A 19,054-nucleotide genomic window follows, 5' to 3' on the forward strand; every position below is an offset into this window, starting at 1 on the left:
CCGCCTGAAAGAAGAAATTGAAATAGACGGAGGCCTAATTAATAAAGGCCTTGCTATGTGAAATAAATGCAGCAGCAAGCTGTTTTCTTTTGGAAGAAAACAACAGGACAAAAGCTGTAAATAGAATTATTGCACTCACAATGAGAAATTTTATTGAACTGCAAATATAGGAAAATTTTGCTAAAAAGCTAAATCTATTTCCATTTGATACTGCAGCCTATGCTTGGTTTTTGTTCTTCTTTTAAACTGCGATTGTAAATAAGAGCATCAATAGCGCTTCGTAAATCGCTTCCACTCAATGGAATTCCGTTGTTAGGTCTGGAATCGTCTAATTGTCCGTGGTAAAATAATTGGTCTAAAGTATCATATAAATAAAAATCAGGTGTACAAGCTGCGTCAAAGGCTTTTGCCACTTCCTGACTTTCATCAAATAAATACGGGAAATCTATTTTGTTTTGAAACGCAAATTCTGTCATCATCTCCGGAGAATCCTGCGGGTATTTTTGAACATCATTACTGGAAATCGCAATTACGCCAATTCCCTGCACACGATAATCATTGGCAATCATAATAATTTCGGTTAATACATGGTGCACAAACGGACAATGATTGCAGATAAAAACCACAAGAGTTCCTTTTGATCCTTTTAAATCTTCAAACGAATAAAAGTTATTAGAATTAGTATCTTTTAATTTGAAATTTGGAGCAATTGTTCCAAGCGGAATTATATTTGAAGAAGTTCGTGCCATTGTTGAGAGTTCTTTCTTCAAATTTAGATTTAATTCTGAATAAAAAACAGCAGTTGTAATAAAAAAAATCCGGAGAGATAATAGTATCTCTCCGGATGAGGTATTTAGGAAATTTATATATAGAAGATTTATGAATTTAAGAAATCCAGTAAATCGTTGTTTAATTTGTCTTTATGTGTATAAAATAGCCCGTGTGGTGCGCCTTCATAAACAATATAAGTATTTTGACGAATAGCTTCTGCGGTTTTCTTTGATGTTAATTCAATTGGAACAATTTTATCATCATCTCCATGAATAATTAAAGTTGGAACTTTTACAAAATCTAATTCGTCTCTAAAATCAGTATAAGAAAAAGATTCAGCACATTTTAAAGTCGCTCTTGGCGAAGCAAAAGAACACAACATTCTGTAATATTCCATCAAAGGCGTGCTTAAAGGTTTGTTGATGATATTGATACCAAAAAAGGTTTTACCAAAATTGTCTACAAAACCAATTCTGTCTTCTTTAATTGCATTTGCCGTATTATCACTTTTTTCTTTTGGATGTCCGTCAGGATTATCGTTGGTTTTCAGTAAAAATGGAACTACAGAAGAAATCAACGCTGCTTTTGTAACGCCTTTTCCGCCATATTTACTAAAATAACGAACAACTTCGCCGCCGCCCATAGAAAAACCTACCAAAGTAGCATCTTCTAAATGTAGCTGCTCAATAATTTCTTTTAAATCATCTGTCAAAGTATCATAATCATACCCTTCCCAAGGCTGAGAAGATTTTCCAAATCCTCGACGGTCGTATGCAATAACTCTATAGCCATTTTGTACTAAAAAGTCAATTTGGTACTCCCACATTTCATTAGAAAGAGGCCAGCCATGAATTAAAATCACAGGTTTTCCTTTTCCATAATCTCTTACATATAATTTTACATTTGGATCTGTTTCTATATATTTATCTGTGCATTGTATCGAAATATCACAATTTAATTCTCTAAGAGATGGGCTGTTATTGGTTAAAACATTTTCCATTTTATATTTTTTTAATTGTTAGCTTATTCATTTACATTTGTAAAATTAGAAGCTGAAACGTCAAAAAAAGTTATAGAATTTATTGTAATACTTACAATATTAATAGATTATAAATATGGATTTAACCTGGAGTGAATTTGAAAGAACCGATATGCGTGTGGGAACAATTATAGAAGTAAATGATTTTCCCGAAGCAAGAAAACCGGCGTATCAGCTTACAATTGATTTTGGTGCAGAAATCGGCATCAGAAAATCATCGGCACAAATAACAGTACATTACAAAAAAGAAGATTTATTAAACCGACAAATCATATCAGTAGTCAATTTTCCTAAAAAACAAATTGGAAAATTCATGAGCGAATGTCTGGTTCTTGGTGCAATAGGCAAGGAGGGCGACGTTATTTTATTATCTCCCGATTTTAAAATAGAAAACGGATTGAGAATTGGTTAAATTAGTTTTCAGTCGCAGTCTCAGTCTCAGTTTTCAGTTTTCAGTCTCAGTTCAAACTGAAAACGGAGACTGAGACTGAAAACTAAAAATTTACTGAAATTACGAAATTTTGTCAATTAACTGTTGCAAAATCAATTGTCCCTCTTCCCAATATTTTAAATCAGAATCAGAGTTGATGTGACCTTTTTGACCGACATTCACAAAATCGCTTCCCCATTTTTCTGCAAAATATTTTTTTCTTTCGAAAGAAGCATACGGATCGTTTTCACTCGCTACGACTATGGACGGAAATGGCAATTTCGAAATTGGCATTGGAGCAAAATTTCTAATAATTTCCGGAGTATGTTGAGGTGAATCTACATCGGCAGGAGCGACTAATAATGCGCCAACAATATTTTTATTATTGTTTGATGCCGCCCAATGATTGACCAATGAAACCGCCAGACTATGCGCTACCAAAATGGTTGGTTTATCAAGTTTTGCAATTTCTTCATTCAGTCGTTCTATCCAATCTTCGCGAACAGGTTCATCCCAATTGTCCTGAACTATTCGGGTTGAATTTTCGAATTTTTTATGCCAAAAAGTTTGCCAGTGTTTGTCGCCTGAATTCCCTAATCCGGGTAATATTAATAAGTTAGTTTCCATTGCCGTGGATTTATTTTTGATTATTATTTCTTGGTTTGCTTCTCTTTTAAAATGCGGTTTACTTCGTTTACCAGCAACGGAAAACCCGGTTCTGTCATTCCGTGACCATATCCGTCCAGCTCATAAAGTTTGGTTTCTTTATGTCCGGATAATTTCATCATTCGCGCCATGTAGGCGTTTTCTTCATATCGGCCTAACATTTCGAGTTCGCGATCTCCGGTAATTAATAAAAGCGGCGGAGCATCGGCACGAACATAAAAAAGCGGTGCAAAAGCATCAATTGTAGGTTGTTTTTCCGGAATTCCGTTTTCTCGTCTAATTTCAAAATGGGTAATACACTGACCGCTAAACGGAATAAGTCCTGCAATTTTATTAGCATCAATTCCTTCTTTTTGCAGCCATTTTTTATCCAAACCAGTCATCAAAGCCAGATAACCGCCTGCAGAATGTCCGGAAACAAAAATTTGCGAAGTGTCACCGCCATAGCTGGCAATCGTATTAAATGTCCACGCAATTGCTGCAGCCGCATCTTCAATCGCTTTTGCAGCTTTTACTTTTGGAGATAATCTGTAATTAACGCCGATAATAGCAAAACCTTTGTTTTTTAATGCTTCGGGAATTTCTTTACTTCCTCCGGTTAATCCTCCTCCGTGAAACCAAATTATGGTTGCGAAGTTTTTTGTGTTTTTTGGATAATAAATATCGAGAACACATCTTTCATTAATATAAGTGTCAGACTTATTTACTGCAGCATTATAATATTGAATATTGGTTTTGATTTCGTATTCTGTCTTTTGAGCAAAAGATGAAATTCCAATAAATAATAAAAGAAGTGAGAGAATTAATTTTTTCATTTTTTTAATATTGAATTACCAATTGGAGATTTTCAGACAATTAGAAAATCTAAAATCTAAACTCTGCAATCTAAAATAATAAATTTATATATAAAAAAAGTCCAAAATGCTGGACATATTGGACTCGTACTTTTAAAAAGTTATATCGGACTAAATATCGTCAAAATCGATATCTGTAAAGCTTGATCTTTGGCCTTCAGGTTTATCAGAACCATATTCTTTTTTAAAATCTTTTTGATGTCTTTCAGAGATTACTTCTTCGCCTTTGTGGTTCAAAACGTATGAAGTCATTTCTTCCAGTATTTCGGCAAAAGCACCAAAATCCTCCTTGTACAAGTAAATTTTGTGTTTTTTAAAATGAAAAGAACCGTCTTCTTCGGTAAATTTTTTACTTTCTGTAATCGTGATATAATAATCGTCTGCTTTAGTAGCTCTTACATCAAAGAAATAAGTTCTTCTTCCTGCTCGTAATACTTTAGAAAAAATCTCTTCTTTTTCTAACATGTCATTTTCTCTCATAATACGTTCTATCATTTTTTGGAATTAATAGTACTCAAAAATCATAAAAAATTATCGATTACACAACAATTAAAGTAATTCTTTTTCCGAAAGTTGTTTTAAATATAACGATGCATAATAGCCTTCCTGATTTATTAATTGATTATGAGAGCCTTGTTGTATAATTTTACCGTCTTCCAGAATGATGATTTTGTCGGCATTTTTAGCTGAAGATACCCGATGACTGACAATGATTGTAGTTTTATCTTTACAAATTTCGAATAAATGATTCAAAATAGTTTCCTCAGTTTCAGTGTCAACAGCAGACAAACAATCATCAAAAAGTAAAATTGCAGGGTTTTTAATAATTGCCCTTGCAATCGACACACGCTGCTTTTGTCCGCCGGAAAGTGTAATGCCTCTTTCTCCTAAAATAGTGTCGTATTGTTTGTTGAAAGCAATGATATTATCGTGAACCACAGCGCTTTTTGCAGCCCAGATAACTTCTTCGTCGCTGGCGTTTTGATTCCCAAATTTGATGTTATTTTTGATAGTATCCGAAAATAAAAAAGCATCCTGAGGTACGATTCCAATATTATTTCGAAGATCATTTAAGTTTAAAGTGCTTATTTCATTTTGATCAATTGTAATTTTTCCTTCGGTCACATCATACAAACGCGAAATCAAAGATAAAATAGTTGATTTCCCGGAACCTGTTTTTCCTAAAATTGCCAGAGTTTCTCCTTTTTTTACAGAAAAAGTAATATTTTTTAAAGCCTCAATATTGGTATCTTCATACGTATAACTCACATTTTCGAAAGCAATCGAACCCTGAATATCAGATGAATTTTCATTATTGTTTTTAATTTCAGGCTGAAGTTTCAAAAATTCATTTAATCGTTTTTGAGACGCCTCAGCTTCCTGAACCATAGATGAAACCCATCCCAAAGAAGCAACTGGCCAGGTTAACATATTTACATATAAAATAAACTCGGCAATGGTACCAATATTGGCAATTGATCCGTTGATATACATTACGCCTCCAAAATAAATCACAACCAAATTACTAATTCCGATTAAGGCAATCATTAAAGGTCCAAAAAGCGATTGTACTTTCGCTAAATCTAAACTTTTTCTTTTGCTTTCATCGGCAAGAGCCACCATATTATTTTGATGTTGATTTTCTAGGGAATACGCTTTAATAACGCGGATTCCTGAAAATATTTCCTGCGAAAAACTCGAAACTTTAGATAAATATTGTTGGAAAGTCGTGCTTCGTTTATTAATTTCTGAACTCAGTTTAAAAATACAATACGAAAGAATCGGCAACGGTAAAATAGTGTACAAAGTCAGCAAAGGCGAAACATTATACATATATATAATAACGATAGCAAAACGAATAAAGGTATTTATCGTGTACATGACCGCCGGGCCAACATACATACGAACTTTTGAAACGTCTTCGCTAATGCGGTTCATCAAATCTCCGGTGCGGTTTTGCTTGTAGAAATTCTGCGAAAGATTTTCATATTGTTTGAAAACTTCATTTTTTAAATCAAATTCAATATGACGCGACATGACGATTAAAGTCTGGCGCATTAAAAACGTCAGGAAACCGGCAACAATTGCACTTCCAATGATTAGCAGTACATTATGAATTAAATCCTGCTTATAATAATTGATAATAATAGCAGATTTTTGATCGGCATCAGACAATTTTAAAAACCGTTCGATCACATTAAAAGAGTGACTGACGAGTTTTGGAGTGAATAAGAAAAAAATTTGTGCGATTATGGTTATTAAAATTCCAAACGAAAAACTGTATTTATATTTAATAAAATATTTGTTTAAATAGCTTAATTCTTTCATTTTTTTAAGAGATTCAATATTGATTATATTTGATTTTGTGAATTATTCTTAATTAAATTTATAATAAAGTGTAATTAAATCAAAATAAAAATATTGTGTAATTGTTATTTTAAAGATAAAAAATTAGCGTAAGTCTATTTTTTGATTAAGTTTGAGATGTCTTTTTGACAAATTCATAATTTTAACAAATAAACAGTAACGCTATGGACGCAACTTTCGCAACTGGAAAGGAACTTCAAAAAATGGATCCTGTTTTTGGTCAGTTATCTTTTGACGATCACGAACAAATTGTATTTTGCAATGACAAAGATACAGGTTTAAAAGCAATTATTGGTATTCATAATTCGGTTATGGGTCCAGCTTTAGGAGGTACTAGAATGTGGAATTATAATACTGAATGGGAAGCTTTAAACGATGTTTTGCGTCTTTCAAGAGGTATGACTTATAAATCTGCAATTACCGGACTTAATATTGGTGGTGGAAAAGCAGTAATTATCGGTGATGCCAAAACGCAAAAAACACCAGAATTGATGCGTAAGTTTGGTGAATTTGTTCACTCTTTAAGCGGAAGATATATCACAGCTGAAGATGTTGGAATGGAAACAAAAGACATGGACACGGTAAGAGACGTAACGCCTTATGTTACAGGTATCTCTGAAGAAAGAGGCGGATCTGGAAATCCTTCTCCTATAACGGCTTACGGTGTTTATTTAGGAATGAAAGCGGCTGCAAAAAGCCAATTTGGTTCTGATGTATTAGACGGTAAAAAAGTTTTGGTTCAGGGAATTGGTCACGTAGGTGAAGCTTTGGTTGAATATTTAACTAAAGAAGGAGCGATCGTAACTATTGCTGATATCAACGAAGAAAAATTATACGAAGTTGCGCAAAAATACAACGCAACAATTTATACAGGTGAAGATTTATATACTGCAGATGTTGATATTTATGCGCCATGTGCAATGGGAGCAACAATCAATGATAGTACAGTAAACAAAATCAAAGCTAAAGTAATTGCTGGTGCTGCCAACAACCAATTAGCTGACGAAAATGTTCACGGACCAAGATTACAGGAAAGAGGAATTTTATATGCTCCTGATTTCTTAATCAACGCTGGTGGAATTATCAATGTTTATGCTGAATTAGAGCATTATGGTAAAGCTGAAATTATGTCTAAAACCGAAAATATCTACAACACAACGTTAGAAATTATCGACTACGCCGTGAAAAACGGAATGACAACGCACAAAGCTGCGCTTACAATTGCTCAAAATCGTATCGATTTGAGAAAAATTGAAAACGCTGCTAAGAAGTAATTTTTTATAGTTTAAAGTCTCAGTCTCAGTTTTCAGTCTCAGTTTGCAATATAAACTGTGACTGATTACTGAGACTTTTTTTATGCGGTTTCGATATCACTGAAAACTGCGACCGTAAACTGCGACTTTTTATACGGTTTCTAAATTACTGAAAACTGAAACTGAAAACTGTGACTTTTTCGCGAATTAATTTTAATATCAGGATTGAAATCCCTAATTTTGCAGACTAATTTTTAAATGTTCTTACAAGGTGGTAAATAGAAGACACATACGCGTTAAAGTAATGCAATCCATTTATGCAATGCATCAAAGCGGTTCTGATAATATGGAAAAAGAAGAGAAATTTCTTTTTTACAGCATTGATAATATTCAGGATTTATATCTTATAATGCTTTCTTCATTGATTGAAATTTGCAAAAAAGAATCGGTTTTTTTACATCTTTCAAGCAAAAAACATCTTGCAACTGCTGCAGAACGTAATCCGAATGAAAAATTTATCAAAAACAAAATTTTTCAACTTCTTGCCGAAAGTAATTCACTTAGTATTGCTTTGGAAAATCGCAAAATCAACAACTGGTCATTAAACGACGATTATATCATTTTACTTTTAAATGATATAAAAGCAAGTGATTTGTATGCAAAATACATGAGCACTACAAAAAATACTTTTGAAGAAGACAGACAATTTGTAATTGATTTGTTTGCAGAAGTTATTGTTCCAAATGAAAAATTATATGAGTATTTAGAAGACGATAAATTAACCTGGGTTGATGATATTCCGGTTGTAAATACACATATTATCAAACAATTGAAAGCAATTAAAACGGAAGATCCGGACGATTTCAGAGTTCCGAAATTGTATAAAGATGTTGAAGATAAAGATTTTGCAAAAGATTTGTTCAGAAGAACAGTTTTGAACGAATCGATTTTCGCAAAAGAATACGATGATAAAACTCCAAACTGGGACAGCGAAAGAATTGCTGAAATTGACACGATCATTTTAAAAATGGCAATTTGCGAATTTTTAAAATTTCCTTCAATTCCGGTAAAAGTTACGCTGAACGAATATTTAGAAATTGCAAAAGAATATTCTACACCAAAAAGCAGTATTTTTATCAACGGAATTTTAGATAACCTTGTAAAAGAACTTGAAGCCAATAAAAAAATGGTGAAAGTGGGAAGAGGGTTGATGTAAATTTTTTAAAAATCCAAATTTTAATCCCGAAGCTTCGGGACCAAATTCCAATACTAATAGTTATCAGGAGCGAAATTCAAGAAAATAAAATATTAATAATAAATCAAATCAAAAACAGAATTAAATTATGGGACAATTAACTCAATTTGCGCCATTTCTATTAATGTTTGTAGTGATCTATTTCTTCATGATCAGACCACAACAAAAAAGAGCAAAAAACGAAAAAGAATTTGAAAGCAGCCTGAAAGTAGGTGACAAAATAATTACTAAAAGTGGTTTTCACGGTAAAGTGGTGGAACTTGCAGAAACTACAGTTGTAATCGAAACAATGTCTGGAAAATTAAAATTAGAGCGTTCAGCAATTTCTATGGAAATGAGCGCTGCTTTGAATAAAAAAGCGTAATTTTTTTTTTGAAGATTTCAATTAATAAGATCCCAAATTCCAAAACTGGAGTTTGGGATTTTTTTTGTTTTATAATTATGAAGCACAATGTGTCCTTGCGAGGAACGAAGCAATCTCATGTGCTGCATCAAATATTTTTTGTTTCACGGTATTGTGTAGTCCCTACGGGACAGTTTTCATGACGGTATATTTTTTTTCTACCAATATTTAATCTCTACGAGGTGTACTTCATGGGTTGAATAGTGGTAATAATGAATTGAGGATTTTTTTAAACATTTAATTTATGCAAGATATATTCCGTTAGGAATTACATGTTGGTAGAAAAATTTACACCGAAAGCAAAATGTCCCGTAGGGACTACATATTATCTAAAGCAATACACGACCCAGCAAATGAGATTGCTTCGTTCATCGCAAAGACTAACCGCAAAAAAAACCTTTGTCAAAGTTTTAAACTTTGACAAAGGTTAACTCTTCGACTTCGCTAAGTTCCGATAGCTATCGCGATTGGAATTTGGCCCCGAAGCTTCGGGATTAAAAAATGGAATTTAAATTTTACCTGTATTTATCATTCAAACCAATATTATCCAAAATCATCGGAATCACTTTCTCGATTCTCGTTAACTTGGTTTTTTCCTGTTTTGCAGTTTCAATATATTCTAAAAACTCATATTGTTTGTAAGGGGCAAATTTTTGAAAAGCTGCTGCTAAAGCCAGATTTTTGTCCATTTCCTTTTGAAGAAGCTCAGAAACAATCGTCTCTTTTTTTGAAGGTTTTATAACTTTTCCCTGTTTTTCGTTTTCGATTGCCTCTAAAATATATTCCAGAACTTCTTTTTCGTTTACTTCTTCTTTTGAAGTAAAACGCCATTGACGCATTGATTTTGTTCTGTCTTCCTGAGCATTAATAAGTCTCTTTTTCTCGTCTTTAAGAAATACTCCGTTTAGAAACCAAATGGCGAAATAATCTTTAAATCCTGCAATTCCAATAACATTTTTTTTGTTGTACACATAAATAGGAGCGCCCCATTTTATGGTTTCAACCAGTTCCGTTTTGTCAATAATGGATTTTAGGAAAAGAAGTTCTTCTTCCCATTTATTGACTTTGTCCCAAACATGTTTTTTCTCAGAATTCGGTTCCAATTTATCTTTTTCTTTTAGGTTTTTCGGTTGTATCAAAGGCTCCCTCAATTGCCGTTAATTCAGCAATTTTTACAATTACTTCAGTCGCTTTTTGGATGCTTTCTGCCGGAACATATTCGTATTTTCCGTGAAAGTTATGTCCACCCGCAAATATATTCGGGCAAGGCAATCCCATGAATGACAATTGCGATCCGTCAGTTCCGCCACGAATCGGTTTTATGATCGGCTTAATGTTTAATTCGCGCATTGCTTTTTCGGCAATATCAACAATATGTTTTACCGGAAGCACTTTCTCTTTCATATTATAATACTGATCTCTAACTTCAGCAGTTACAATATCTTCACCAAATTGTTTGGCGAATTTTTTATTGATTTTTTTGGCAATTTTTTCGATTAAATCTTTTCTTTTTTCAAATTTGATTTTGTTGTGATCGCGAATAATCAATTCTAAAACTGTTTCTTCAATACTTCCATTTAAATGATGAACGTGAAAAAATCCTTCATATCCTTTTGTTTCCTGTGGCGTTTCTCCTTTTGGAAGTTCATTGATAAAGTCATTCGCAATTAACATCGAATTGATCATTTTTCCTTTGGCATAACCCGGATGCACGCTTTTTCCTTTAAAAGTAACTTTGGCTGCAGCCGCATTAAAATTTTCATATTCTAATTCGCCAATCTGACTTCCGTCCATGGTATAAGCCCATTGAGCGCCAAATTTTTCAACATCAAAATGATGTGCGCCACGGCCAATTTCTTCATCAGGAGTAAAACCAATTCTGATTTTTCCGTGTTTAATTTCCGGATGCTGAATCAAATATTCCATTGCAGAAACAATTTCAGTAATTCCGGCTTTATCATCGGCGCCAAGCAAAGTTGTTCCATCGGTAGTAATGATTGTTTGACCTTTATATTGCAATAAATCTTTGAAGTAATTTGGAGATAAAATAATGTTTTTCTCTGCGTTTAAAACAATATCTTTTCCGTCGTAATTTTCAATTATCTGAGGTTTTACATTTGCTCCGCTAAAATCCGGAGAAGTATCAAAATGCGAAACAAAACCAATTACCGGCACATCATGTTCTACATTACTTGGCAAAGTTGCCATGATATAGGCTTTGTCATCTATAGTAACATCTTGCAAACCAATTGTTTTTAGTTCTTCGACTAATTTATTGGCAAGATTCCATTGTTTTTCTGTGCTTGGTGTAGTTTGTGAGTTCGGGTCTGATTCAGTATCAATAGTTATGTAACTGATAAAACGATCTATAATATGCTGCATTTCTTTAGTTTTTAGCAAATATAAGTAAATAATCAGGCGTTTGATCGATGTAAATTATGGAAATCGGAAAAATTAATTAAAAAAGTTTGCCACGAATTTCACGAATTTTCACTAATTTAAAATTAGTTATGACAAAAAATTATAAATCCAATTTCAAAACTTAATTCTTGAAATTGGATTTATATTAAAATTAATTCGTGCTAATTAGTGTCATTAGTGGCAAAAAAACCTACTGCACACATCTAAAACCAATATGATTTGCCGGAGATTGATAATCGCCTTTTCCTCTTGTGCCTACCATATAGCGCGAGCAATATTGATCTGTACATAAAAACGAGCCGCCGCGCTGCACTTTTTTAAGTAAGCCTGGTTCTGCAGGATCATATGCTTTTTCAGCACCTTTTGGGTTTTTAGTAACTTGTCCGCTTTCGCTTAAAATAGTATAATAATCCGGCGTATACCAATCGTTTGTCCATTCCCAGACATTTCCTCCAATATCGTAAAGTCCATAAGGATTTGGTTCAAATTGAGCTGTTGGTGCTGAGCCAATATAACCATCTTCGCCGGTATCGCCTTTTTCAATAGGAAAATGTCCCTGATAAATATTCGCCTGAAATTTTCCTTTAGGTTTTAAGTTATTTCCCCAGGCATACAATTGTCCTGATTTTCCGCCACGGGCTGCAAATTCCCATTCTGCTTCGGTTGGTAATCTTTTGCCTGCCCATTTTGCGTAAGCAGCGGCATCATCATAAGATACTTGTACAACAGGGTATTTTTCTTTGCCAATAATAGAACTCATCGGGCCTTCAGGATGTCTCCAGTCTGCACCGGCAACATAGGTCCACCATTGCATGTAATTATTTAAATTAACGCTTGCCGGAGTTGGCGTAAAAACTGCCGATCCTGCTATTAAATTTTCTAAGGGAGCATCTGGATAGTCTTCGTGCGTTGGTTTTTTCTCCGCCAACGTTACATAACCTGTCGCTTTTACAAAAGCTGCAAATTGCTCGTTTGTAACTTCGGTCTGGTCCATAAAATAACCATCAACATAAACGCGATGAATTGGTGCAGCATCTTTGGTAATTCCTTTAATGCTACATAAACTTTCATCTTCAACATTGCTTCCCATAGAGAACTCTCCTCCGGGAATCCAAACCATTCCTTTTGGTGCTTTACCCGAAGGTTTGTTTTTATTTTCAATTGTCGGTTTAAAAACAGCTTCGCCCGTTGCATGCGGAGTTTCCGTACAATCTTTTGCAGCCAGATCTTGTTTTTTATCTTTTGGAATAAGTTTCGTGTAACCAAATGCAATCGAAATTATCGAAATGGTTAATACGGCTAAGATCCAATAGGTTTTATTTTTCATGGTAGTCGATTTTAATTTGAAAGTAGTGCAAGGCAATAAAATCAGTTCAAAGTTAAAAAATTATTCTATATACTCTATAGGGTTAATAAAATAAAAGTAATTCTTTATTTATCTTCCTCAACCTGAACAACTTCATATTTGTCTTTACCGTCAACTTTAACGGGTTGATAATAAGTTTCGCCAAATTTCACATATTTTACGTCGCCTATAGTAACTTCTTCACCGCCTTCTGGCAAATTATCTACAAGAGTTCCGGCTGTTGGCGCGACGACTTTATAAGTGCTTCCGTCTTTTTCGTAATACGTTCCTCCGTAATAATAATTATTGACGGTTCCGGTATTGACCGTTTCGGCACCACTCGGAATATTGTTTACAGTTCCTCCAACCGGCGCAGGTACTGCAGTGTAACCTCCGCTTGTTGGCGTGTACCAAACTCCCTGATCATAATGATATTGGGTACTTTCAACGCTAACTACAATTGCGGTTACGGCCAGAGTAGCGACAAAAAATCCCCACGGATGCCAAACCGGACCCCAGTAAAAAGGTCTGTACGGATGAAAATAATAAGGATTATAAGCACGATATCTGTAACCGCCGTATACATAAGGAGGGCGCACATAAGGTCTTGGTCCGGGTCTTACAATAGTATTGCGATTGTTTTGAACGTGTATACTATTGTTTACATTAATGTTGACATTGTTCCTGTTTCTGTTAACTGTATTGCCGCTAATATTGGTATTTCTGTTGCCAATATTATTGTTGTTGTTTCTATTCGTATTTGTAGCTCTGTCTCCCACTTTTGAAGTATTGGAAGGTCTTGTTACAGTATTTGCAGGTTTTTTAACTCCTGAACCGGAAGAACCAGGTCTTGTTTGAGTCGCAGGTCGCTGAGTTACAGGTCTCGTTTTTGTAACTCCTCCTGGTCTGTGAACACCTGCGCCACCGCCGCCACGCCTTTGTGCGTTACTATCAATTGAAATCAAAAAAAAGGATCCCACGAAACACACAAGCGCAATTTTACTAAGAGTTTTTTTTATACTTTTCATTTTCAGTTCTTTAGGAATATTAAAATTATTAAAAAAAGGATAATCAATAACAAAAAATCAAGCTGAATTTTAATTTTTATTTGCGTTATATATTTGAAAATAAATAAGATATATTCTTATAATGAAATATCCCATTGTATTCTAAAACGCCAGCCCTGCGCCAGAGGCAATGTTTTATCCTGATAATCAAAATAGCTCACTTCTGTCGTGAGTTTGTTTTTATGACCGTTAAAAAACCAGTTAAACGCAACAGTAGATTCATTTTGCAAATTGTCCCGAATAGCATTGTCGGGTCTGTAAGTTGCATATCTTCCAGCCATTTCTAACTTTTTTGGCCACCAGTCAAATGCATTATGGAAAAAATATCCGGCCTGAGCGTAATAGCCTTTCATTACCGTAGTTTCATTATTATCCAGCTTATCAATGATTTCTTTCGTGTGCCATTCGCTTTGCCAGGAAAATCCACGATACATAAAAGCAGTTTCAAAATTCCATTGGTTTACACGATATTGTCCCGGAGCGCCATCTTCAAAACCATCTAAATAACCACCGCCGGATTGTGAAAATCGGGTATAAGGGCTTCTGTTTGTAATGGCAGAAAAAGCAATAATTGGCGTTGGTTTTTCATGAAATTCTAAATCGCTTCCTTCAAAATCAAGAAATCTTCCCAGAAAATTCCATTGGGCACGTCCAAAATACATTAGGTTATTATCATCGTTTGTGGTATTTCCTCTTCCGGTTCCCGTTAAAGCTGCTACCCAATAATTAAAATCTGCAATCCCTTTTCCTTTCAGATGTCCGTACAATTCAGCGCCCATTTGGCGATCGACTGTAAACGGACGATTGATTAAAGACCTGTCTACAGTTTGTTGTTCACCGCTGCTGATGAAACGTTCCCGCGTAAATTCTACTTTCCATTGTCCGACTTTTAAACTCAGCCATTCGTATTTTTCGACCATGATTCTAAAATCGAGCAAATTCGACTGACTCAATTCATATTCCCAATAATAATTTAGCCAGGGTTCAAAAGCGTGACCGCCTACTTTTAGCCGCGCCCTGTTGATTTTAAAAGTCGTCTGTTTGTCCTGACTATAATCATCATAAGTCAACGGATCCTGATCGTTTGGTGTTGAAAACCGAAACTGTAAACGGCTTTGCAGCTGAAAAAGAAATTTATTGTCGTTGGTTCGTAACTCAATTCCTTTCTCACCATATTTAAAATGAATGAGTTTAGTCGTATCTTTTATTTGCTGTGATAATCCTGAAATACAAAAAAATAACAACAAGATTGTCGGCAAATATCTTTTGAAATGGCTTATGGCTTTATTTTGGATGTTCATGAACATGATTTATTAATCCAATTTGATGATTCAATCCACCTTAATTTAGGTTCTTAATTTCACTATAAAATCAATGCTGAATATTCCGAAACAAGAATTTTCTTAATTATTTCAAAATTAAGTATTAAATGATCTAAAAAGTCTGTTGAAACTCCTGAGGTTGTTTCATTTTATAACTTGCAACGTTAAAAATTTAATTTTGGCTGGTGACGTTCATTTGTAAATGTGTCGAAGTTTTTAAAGAGTAAAATTGACTTATCTTATAATTGATTTATATTTAGAATGTTATGCTGTTCCCGAATCGGTTTTGAATTTTTAGAAATTGATTTGAAAACTCTTATTATTTGTTTTTGTAAAAAAGAGCCATTTTCAAGTATTATAATTAAATTTGCAACCGAAAAAATAACACAACAACTCTTATGTATAAATTGATAATTCGCCCGATACTTTTTTGGTTTGATCCAGAAGAAGTCCATTATTTTACTTTTTCATTCGTTAAATTCATATCAAAAATTCCCGGAGTTTCATCAATTATAAAATCTATTTACGAAGTAAAAGATACCCGTTTAGAGCGTGAAGTTTTCGGAATAAAATTCAAAAATCCGGTTGGACTTGCGGCTGGTTTTGATAAAGATGCCAAGTTGTACAAAGAACTTTCAGACTTTGGTTTTGGTTTTATCGAAATAGGAACTGTTACGCCGGTTGGTCAGGAAGGAAATCCAAAAAAACGTTTGTTTCGTTTAAAAGAAGATCAGGCCATTATTAATCGAATGGGTTTTAACAATGGCGGAGTTCTGGAAGCTGTAGAACGCTTAAAAAAGAATTCAGGAGTTTTAATTGGCGGAAATATTGGAAAAAATAAAGTAACGCCAAACGAAAATGCGGTTGACGATTATATCATTTGTTTTGATGCCTTATTTGATCATGTTGATTATTTTGTGGTCAATGTAAGTTCGCCAAACACGCCAAATTTAAGAGCTTTACAAGATAAAGAACCTTTAACAGCTTTGTTGCAGACTTTGCAAAACAGAAATGTAGAAAAGCAAAAAACAAGCAGTCAAAAAGTAAAACCAATTCTGCTAAAAATCGCTCCGGATCTTACAGATGAACAATTATTGGATATTATAGATATTGTAAAAACAACGCAGATTGCGGGCGTAATTGCCACAAACACCACTATTTCTAGAGACGGATTACAATCTCAAAATCAGTCTGAAATGGGAGGATTATCAGGAAAACCATTAACGAAACGTTCTACCGAAGTGATTCGTTTTCTTTCTGAAAAAAGCAATAAAGCATTCCCAATTATTGGAGTAGGAGGAATACATTCTGCAGATGATGCTATCGAAAAACTAAATGCGGGAGCAAGTTTAGTGCAATTGTATACCGGTTTTATTTATGAAGGTCCTGCGTTGATAAAAGCAATCAACAAAAAGATTTTAAAACAATTGTAAAAACAATGCCTGTACCAGAAGTCCGATAACTATTGCGACTCCAAAACTTATTAAAGTACCAATTAAAACATATTCGGTAAGTTTTCGGTCTTTGGCTTCTTTTAAATCTCCAAACCTGAAAATAGATTTGGCGGCCAATAAAAAGCCAATAGCTTCAAAATGTCCGGTTAGGATAAAACCAAATACAAACAATCGTTCGAGAATACCAATATAATTTCCTGCATTGGCAAGTGAATTATCCTGATGACTATCTTGATTTTCAGGACTCCAGATAGAAATTATGGTTTTAATGAAAATAGAAGTTGGTTTTGTAATCAGTAAAAATCCTGTTATCAAAATCCAAAATTGATTATCGAACCAAAGAAAATTAATGGTTTTATTTTGATACAATAATACAACTGCAATTAGAACTAAAATATGCGCAATTTGATCTGCAATAAACCATGTACGTTTTGTGCTGCTTTTTTGGAAATTTAATTTGATAAGATCAATGATTCCGTGCGAAACGGCAATCAAAACAGCGTAAGGAATAAACTGAATTTCCCACACTAAAATGGCTGCCAAAAATCCATGTAAAAGAATATGAAGGTATAAATAAATACTTTTGTGTTTTTTAGCTTCTTTATCTGCAACCCACGCGTTTGGCTGCCAAATAAAATCGCCTAATAAATGTGCTAAAAGTAGTTTTATAAATAAAATCATAATGTGAGTTCTTTTATTTGTGTTCTAAAATAACGATCTAAATTCATAACCAAATCAAATTGGGCCCGTTTTTGTCTTCGGCTAACAGCAGCCTGATTAATGCCCAGTTTTTGTCCCAGTTCTTCTTGAGATAAACCCGGATTTTCTATAGCAAGAGCCACAAATTCTGCCGATTGTACTAACCAGTTGTCCATAAACGTTAAGGCCAGCTGAATCATCAGATTCATTCTTTCATCAAAAATAATGTCGCCGGATCGCATTGCTAAAGTCACTTTTTGTTTTTTTAAAGTTTCAAAAAGTTCACCTGAATGTATAAAAGCAGAACCGTTACTTTCGGAAATTTTTTTTGCATTATGCGTTTTTTCTCCAAAACCAATACTCATTCTGGCATCCAGCGTTATTGCCCTTAAATGTGCTTTTATCAGAATTGCAGCTAATAAAGCTTCTTCGGGATTTTTTATTTCTATCTGAAATTCATCACCACGATAAATTTCCCATTGACTTGGCGTTTTCCCAAAAGGAGATAAAATTTTCTTTAACCCTTCGACCCAGTTTTTTGATTTTTGTTGTCTTGAACCAATTATGTCACCTGTAATTATGCTCGTCATATTATTCAAATATAATTAAAAATAAATAAACTTTATATTACAAATATATATAATATTTTTTAATTATTACGCTTTTTGGTAATAATTATATTTATTACCAATTTTGGTAATATTTAATTTTATTACGCTTTTTGGTAATATATATTATGATTACCATATTGTGTAATAATTTAATAAAGAAAATTATAACTTTTATTTCTTTAAAAAAGAAACTAACTTAGCCTTCACAAAAGAATAAGCTTTGAATAAAGAAATCAAAATTATCGAATGTCCACGCGATGCCATGCAGGGTATCAAAACGTTTATTCCAACCAAGAATAAAGTTTCGTACATACAAGCTTTGCTTAGAGTGGGGTTTGATACCATTGATTTTGGGAGTTTTGTTTCCCCAAAAGCGATTCCGCAAATGCAGGATACAGCCGAAGTTTTGGCGCAATTAGATTTGTCTCAAACAACCAGTAAATTGCTGGCTATCATTGCCAATACACAAGGCGCGGCAATTGCTTCAGAGCATGAACCTATTCAATATTTAGGATTTCCTTTTTCTATTTCTGAGAATTTTCAAATGCGAAATACGCATAAAACCATTGCAGAATCTTTGGTAACACTGGAAGAAATTCTTGAAATTGCCGACAAAAAAAATAAAGAAGTCGTAACGTATCTTTCCATGGGTTTTGGAAATCCATACGGAGATCCGTGGAATGTGGAAATCGTAGGGGAGTGGACAGAAAAACTCTCCAAAATGGGAGTAAAAATTTTATCACTTTCTGATACAGTTGGAACTTCGACGCCGGAAGTGATTACTTATCTTTTTTCAAATTTGATTCCGAAATATCCTCAAATAGAGTTTGGTGCGCATTTGCATACCACGCCCACAACCTGGTTTGAAAAAATAGATGCAGCATCAAAAGCCGGCTGCACACGTTTTGATGGTGCCATTCAGGGTTTTGGCGGATGCCCGATGGCAACAGATAAACTAACCGGAAATATGCCTACGGAAAAACTCATTTCTTACTTTACTTCCAATAAAAAAACTACAGGTTTAAATTCTTTAAGCTTTGAAAGTGCCTATAACGAAGCTTCAAAATTATTTGGCAAATATCATTAAAAAAAGTAGT

General features: G+C 34.0%; 19 protein-coding genes. 6 read left to right on the forward strand and 13 right to left on the reverse strand.

Annotated features, from left to right (window positions below; all coding sequences use genetic code 11):
* Window positions 1-194 precede the first annotated feature (194 nt).
* Both AC3QL1_RS10900 and AC3QL1_RS10905 read right to left on the reverse strand, forming a co-directional pair.
* The gene (locus AC3QL1_RS10900; protein WP_492497563.1) at window positions 195-749 is read right to left on the reverse strand and encodes a thioredoxin family protein; all 555 of its coding nucleotides are present in this window, start codon (window positions 747-749) and stop codon (window positions 195-197) included.
* Window positions 750-877: 128 nt separating this feature from the next.
* A complete protein-coding gene (locus tag AC3QL1_RS10905) occupies window positions 878-1,771 on the reverse strand; it encodes an alpha/beta fold hydrolase (protein WP_492491279.1) in 894 nt (297 codons plus the stop codon).
* Window positions 1,772-1,886: 115 nt separating this feature from the next.
* Here AC3QL1_RS10905 and AC3QL1_RS10910 point away from each other — a divergent pair, with 115 nt between their 5' ends.
* Complete coding sequence (locus tag AC3QL1_RS10910) at window positions 1,887-2,222, forward strand: tRNA-binding protein (RefSeq protein ID WP_492491280.1); 336 nt, start codon at window positions 1,887-1,889, stop codon at window positions 2,220-2,222.
* 99 nt (window positions 2,223-2,321) lie between these two features.
* Here the strand turns inward: AC3QL1_RS10910 and AC3QL1_RS10915 are convergent, their stop codons facing one another.
* The 4 genes from AC3QL1_RS10915 to AC3QL1_RS10930 form a co-directional block, all read right to left on the reverse strand.
* Window positions 2,322-2,867: an RBBP9/YdeN family alpha/beta hydrolase gene (locus AC3QL1_RS10915; RefSeq protein WP_492491281.1), complete on the reverse strand. Its 546-nt coding sequence runs from the start codon at window positions 2,865-2,867 to the stop codon at window positions 2,322-2,324.
* Between the two features lie 23 nt (window positions 2,868-2,890).
* Entirely contained in the window at window positions 2,891-3,721 is an 831-nt protein-coding gene (locus tag AC3QL1_RS10920) for an alpha/beta hydrolase (protein WP_492491283.1), read from the reverse strand.
* Between the two features lie 150 nt (window positions 3,722-3,871).
* Window positions 3,872-4,240 (reverse strand): PUR family DNA/RNA-binding protein, encoded by a 369-nt coding sequence (locus AC3QL1_RS10925; RefSeq protein ID WP_026981839.1) that lies wholly within the window; start codon window positions 4,238-4,240, stop codon window positions 3,872-3,874.
* Between the two features lie 69 nt (window positions 4,241-4,309).
* Window positions 4,310-6,088 (reverse strand): ABC transporter ATP-binding protein, encoded by a 1,779-nt coding sequence (locus AC3QL1_RS10930; RefSeq protein WP_492491285.1) that lies wholly within the window; start codon window positions 6,086-6,088, stop codon window positions 4,310-4,312.
* Between the two features lie 203 nt (window positions 6,089-6,291).
* Between AC3QL1_RS10930 and AC3QL1_RS10935 the strand changes: the two genes are divergently transcribed.
* The 3 genes from AC3QL1_RS10935 (at window position 6,292) to yajC (ending at window position 8,999) form a co-directional block, all read left to right on the forward strand.
* Window positions 6,292-7,401, forward strand: coding sequence for a Glu/Leu/Phe/Val family dehydrogenase (locus AC3QL1_RS10935; RefSeq protein ID WP_492491286.1), 1,110 nt, complete (start codon window positions 6,292-6,294; stop codon window positions 7,399-7,401).
* A gap of 283 nt (window positions 7,402-7,684) precedes the next feature.
* Entirely contained in the window at window positions 7,685-8,596 is a 912-nt protein-coding gene (gene nusB / locus AC3QL1_RS10940) for a transcription antitermination factor NusB (protein WP_492491288.1), read from the forward strand.
* Between the two features lie 127 nt (window positions 8,597-8,723).
* Entirely contained in the window at window positions 8,724-8,999 is a 276-nt protein-coding gene (yajC, locus tag AC3QL1_RS10945; RefSeq protein WP_302095177.1) for a preprotein translocase subunit YajC, read from the forward strand.
* Between the two features lie 554 nt (window positions 9,000-9,553).
* On the opposite strand, the gene AC3QL1_RS10950 is transcribed toward yajC, so the two are convergent.
* The 5 genes from AC3QL1_RS10950 to AC3QL1_RS10970 all read right to left on the reverse strand — a co-directional run bounded on the left by AC3QL1_RS10950 (window position 9,554) and on the right by AC3QL1_RS10970 (window position 15,172).
* On the reverse strand, window positions 9,554-10,141 hold the full coding sequence (locus AC3QL1_RS10950) for a YdeI/OmpD-associated family protein (RefSeq protein ID WP_492491289.1): 588 nt from the start codon (window positions 10,139-10,141) through the stop codon (window positions 9,554-9,556).
* A 1-nt stretch (window position 10,142) separates the two neighbouring features.
* Window positions 10,143-11,420 carry a peptidase T gene (gene pepT / locus AC3QL1_RS10955; protein WP_492491290.1) on the reverse strand — a complete coding sequence of 426 codons (1,278 nt, stop codon included), beginning with the start codon at window positions 11,418-11,420 and terminating at the stop codon, window positions 10,143-10,145.
* A gap of 229 nt (window positions 11,421-11,649) precedes the next feature.
* Window positions 11,650-12,786: a formylglycine-generating enzyme family protein gene (locus tag AC3QL1_RS10960; RefSeq protein ID WP_492491292.1), complete on the reverse strand. Its 1,137-nt coding sequence runs from the start codon at window positions 12,784-12,786 to the stop codon at window positions 11,650-11,652.
* A 104-nt stretch (window positions 12,787-12,890) separates the two neighbouring features.
* Window positions 12,891-13,832 (reverse strand): DUF6515 family protein, encoded by a 942-nt coding sequence (locus AC3QL1_RS10965; protein WP_492491294.1) that lies wholly within the window; start codon window positions 13,830-13,832, stop codon window positions 12,891-12,893.
* Between the two features lie 116 nt (window positions 13,833-13,948).
* Window positions 13,949-15,172 carry an OprO/OprP family phosphate-selective porin gene (locus tag AC3QL1_RS10970; protein ID WP_492491295.1) on the reverse strand — a complete coding sequence of 408 codons (1,224 nt, stop codon included), beginning with the start codon at window positions 15,170-15,172 and terminating at the stop codon, window positions 13,949-13,951.
* Between the two features lie 419 nt (window positions 15,173-15,591).
* Between AC3QL1_RS10970 and AC3QL1_RS10975 the strand changes: the two genes are divergently transcribed.
* A complete protein-coding gene (locus tag AC3QL1_RS10975; protein ID WP_492491297.1) occupies window positions 15,592-16,626 on the forward strand; it encodes a quinone-dependent dihydroorotate dehydrogenase in 1,035 nt (344 codons plus the stop codon).
* Here the strand turns inward: AC3QL1_RS10975 and AC3QL1_RS10980 are convergent.
* Both AC3QL1_RS10980 and AC3QL1_RS10985 read right to left on the reverse strand, forming a co-directional pair.
* Window positions 16,612-17,328, reverse strand: coding sequence for a DUF3307 domain-containing protein (locus AC3QL1_RS10980; protein WP_492491299.1), 717 nt, complete (start codon window positions 17,326-17,328; stop codon window positions 16,612-16,614). The two genes, AC3QL1_RS10975 and AC3QL1_RS10980, sit on opposite strands and share 15 nt — an antisense overlap.
* Window positions 17,325-17,936 (reverse strand): hypothetical protein, encoded by a 612-nt coding sequence (locus AC3QL1_RS10985; RefSeq protein WP_492491300.1) that lies wholly within the window; start codon window positions 17,934-17,936, stop codon window positions 17,325-17,327. Before AC3QL1_RS10985 ends, AC3QL1_RS10980 begins: the two co-directional genes overlap by 4 nt.
* A gap of 241 nt (window positions 17,937-18,177) precedes the next feature.
* Between AC3QL1_RS10985 and AC3QL1_RS10990 the strand changes: the two genes are divergently transcribed.
* Window positions 18,178-19,044: a hydroxymethylglutaryl-CoA lyase gene (locus AC3QL1_RS10990; protein ID WP_492491302.1), complete on the forward strand. Its 867-nt coding sequence runs from the start codon at window positions 18,178-18,180 to the stop codon at window positions 19,042-19,044.
* The last annotated feature ends 10 nt before the right edge of the window (window positions 19,045-19,054 follow it).

The sequence above is a fragment of the Flavobacterium sp. GW823-FHT04A11 genome (genome assembly GCF_058796535.1).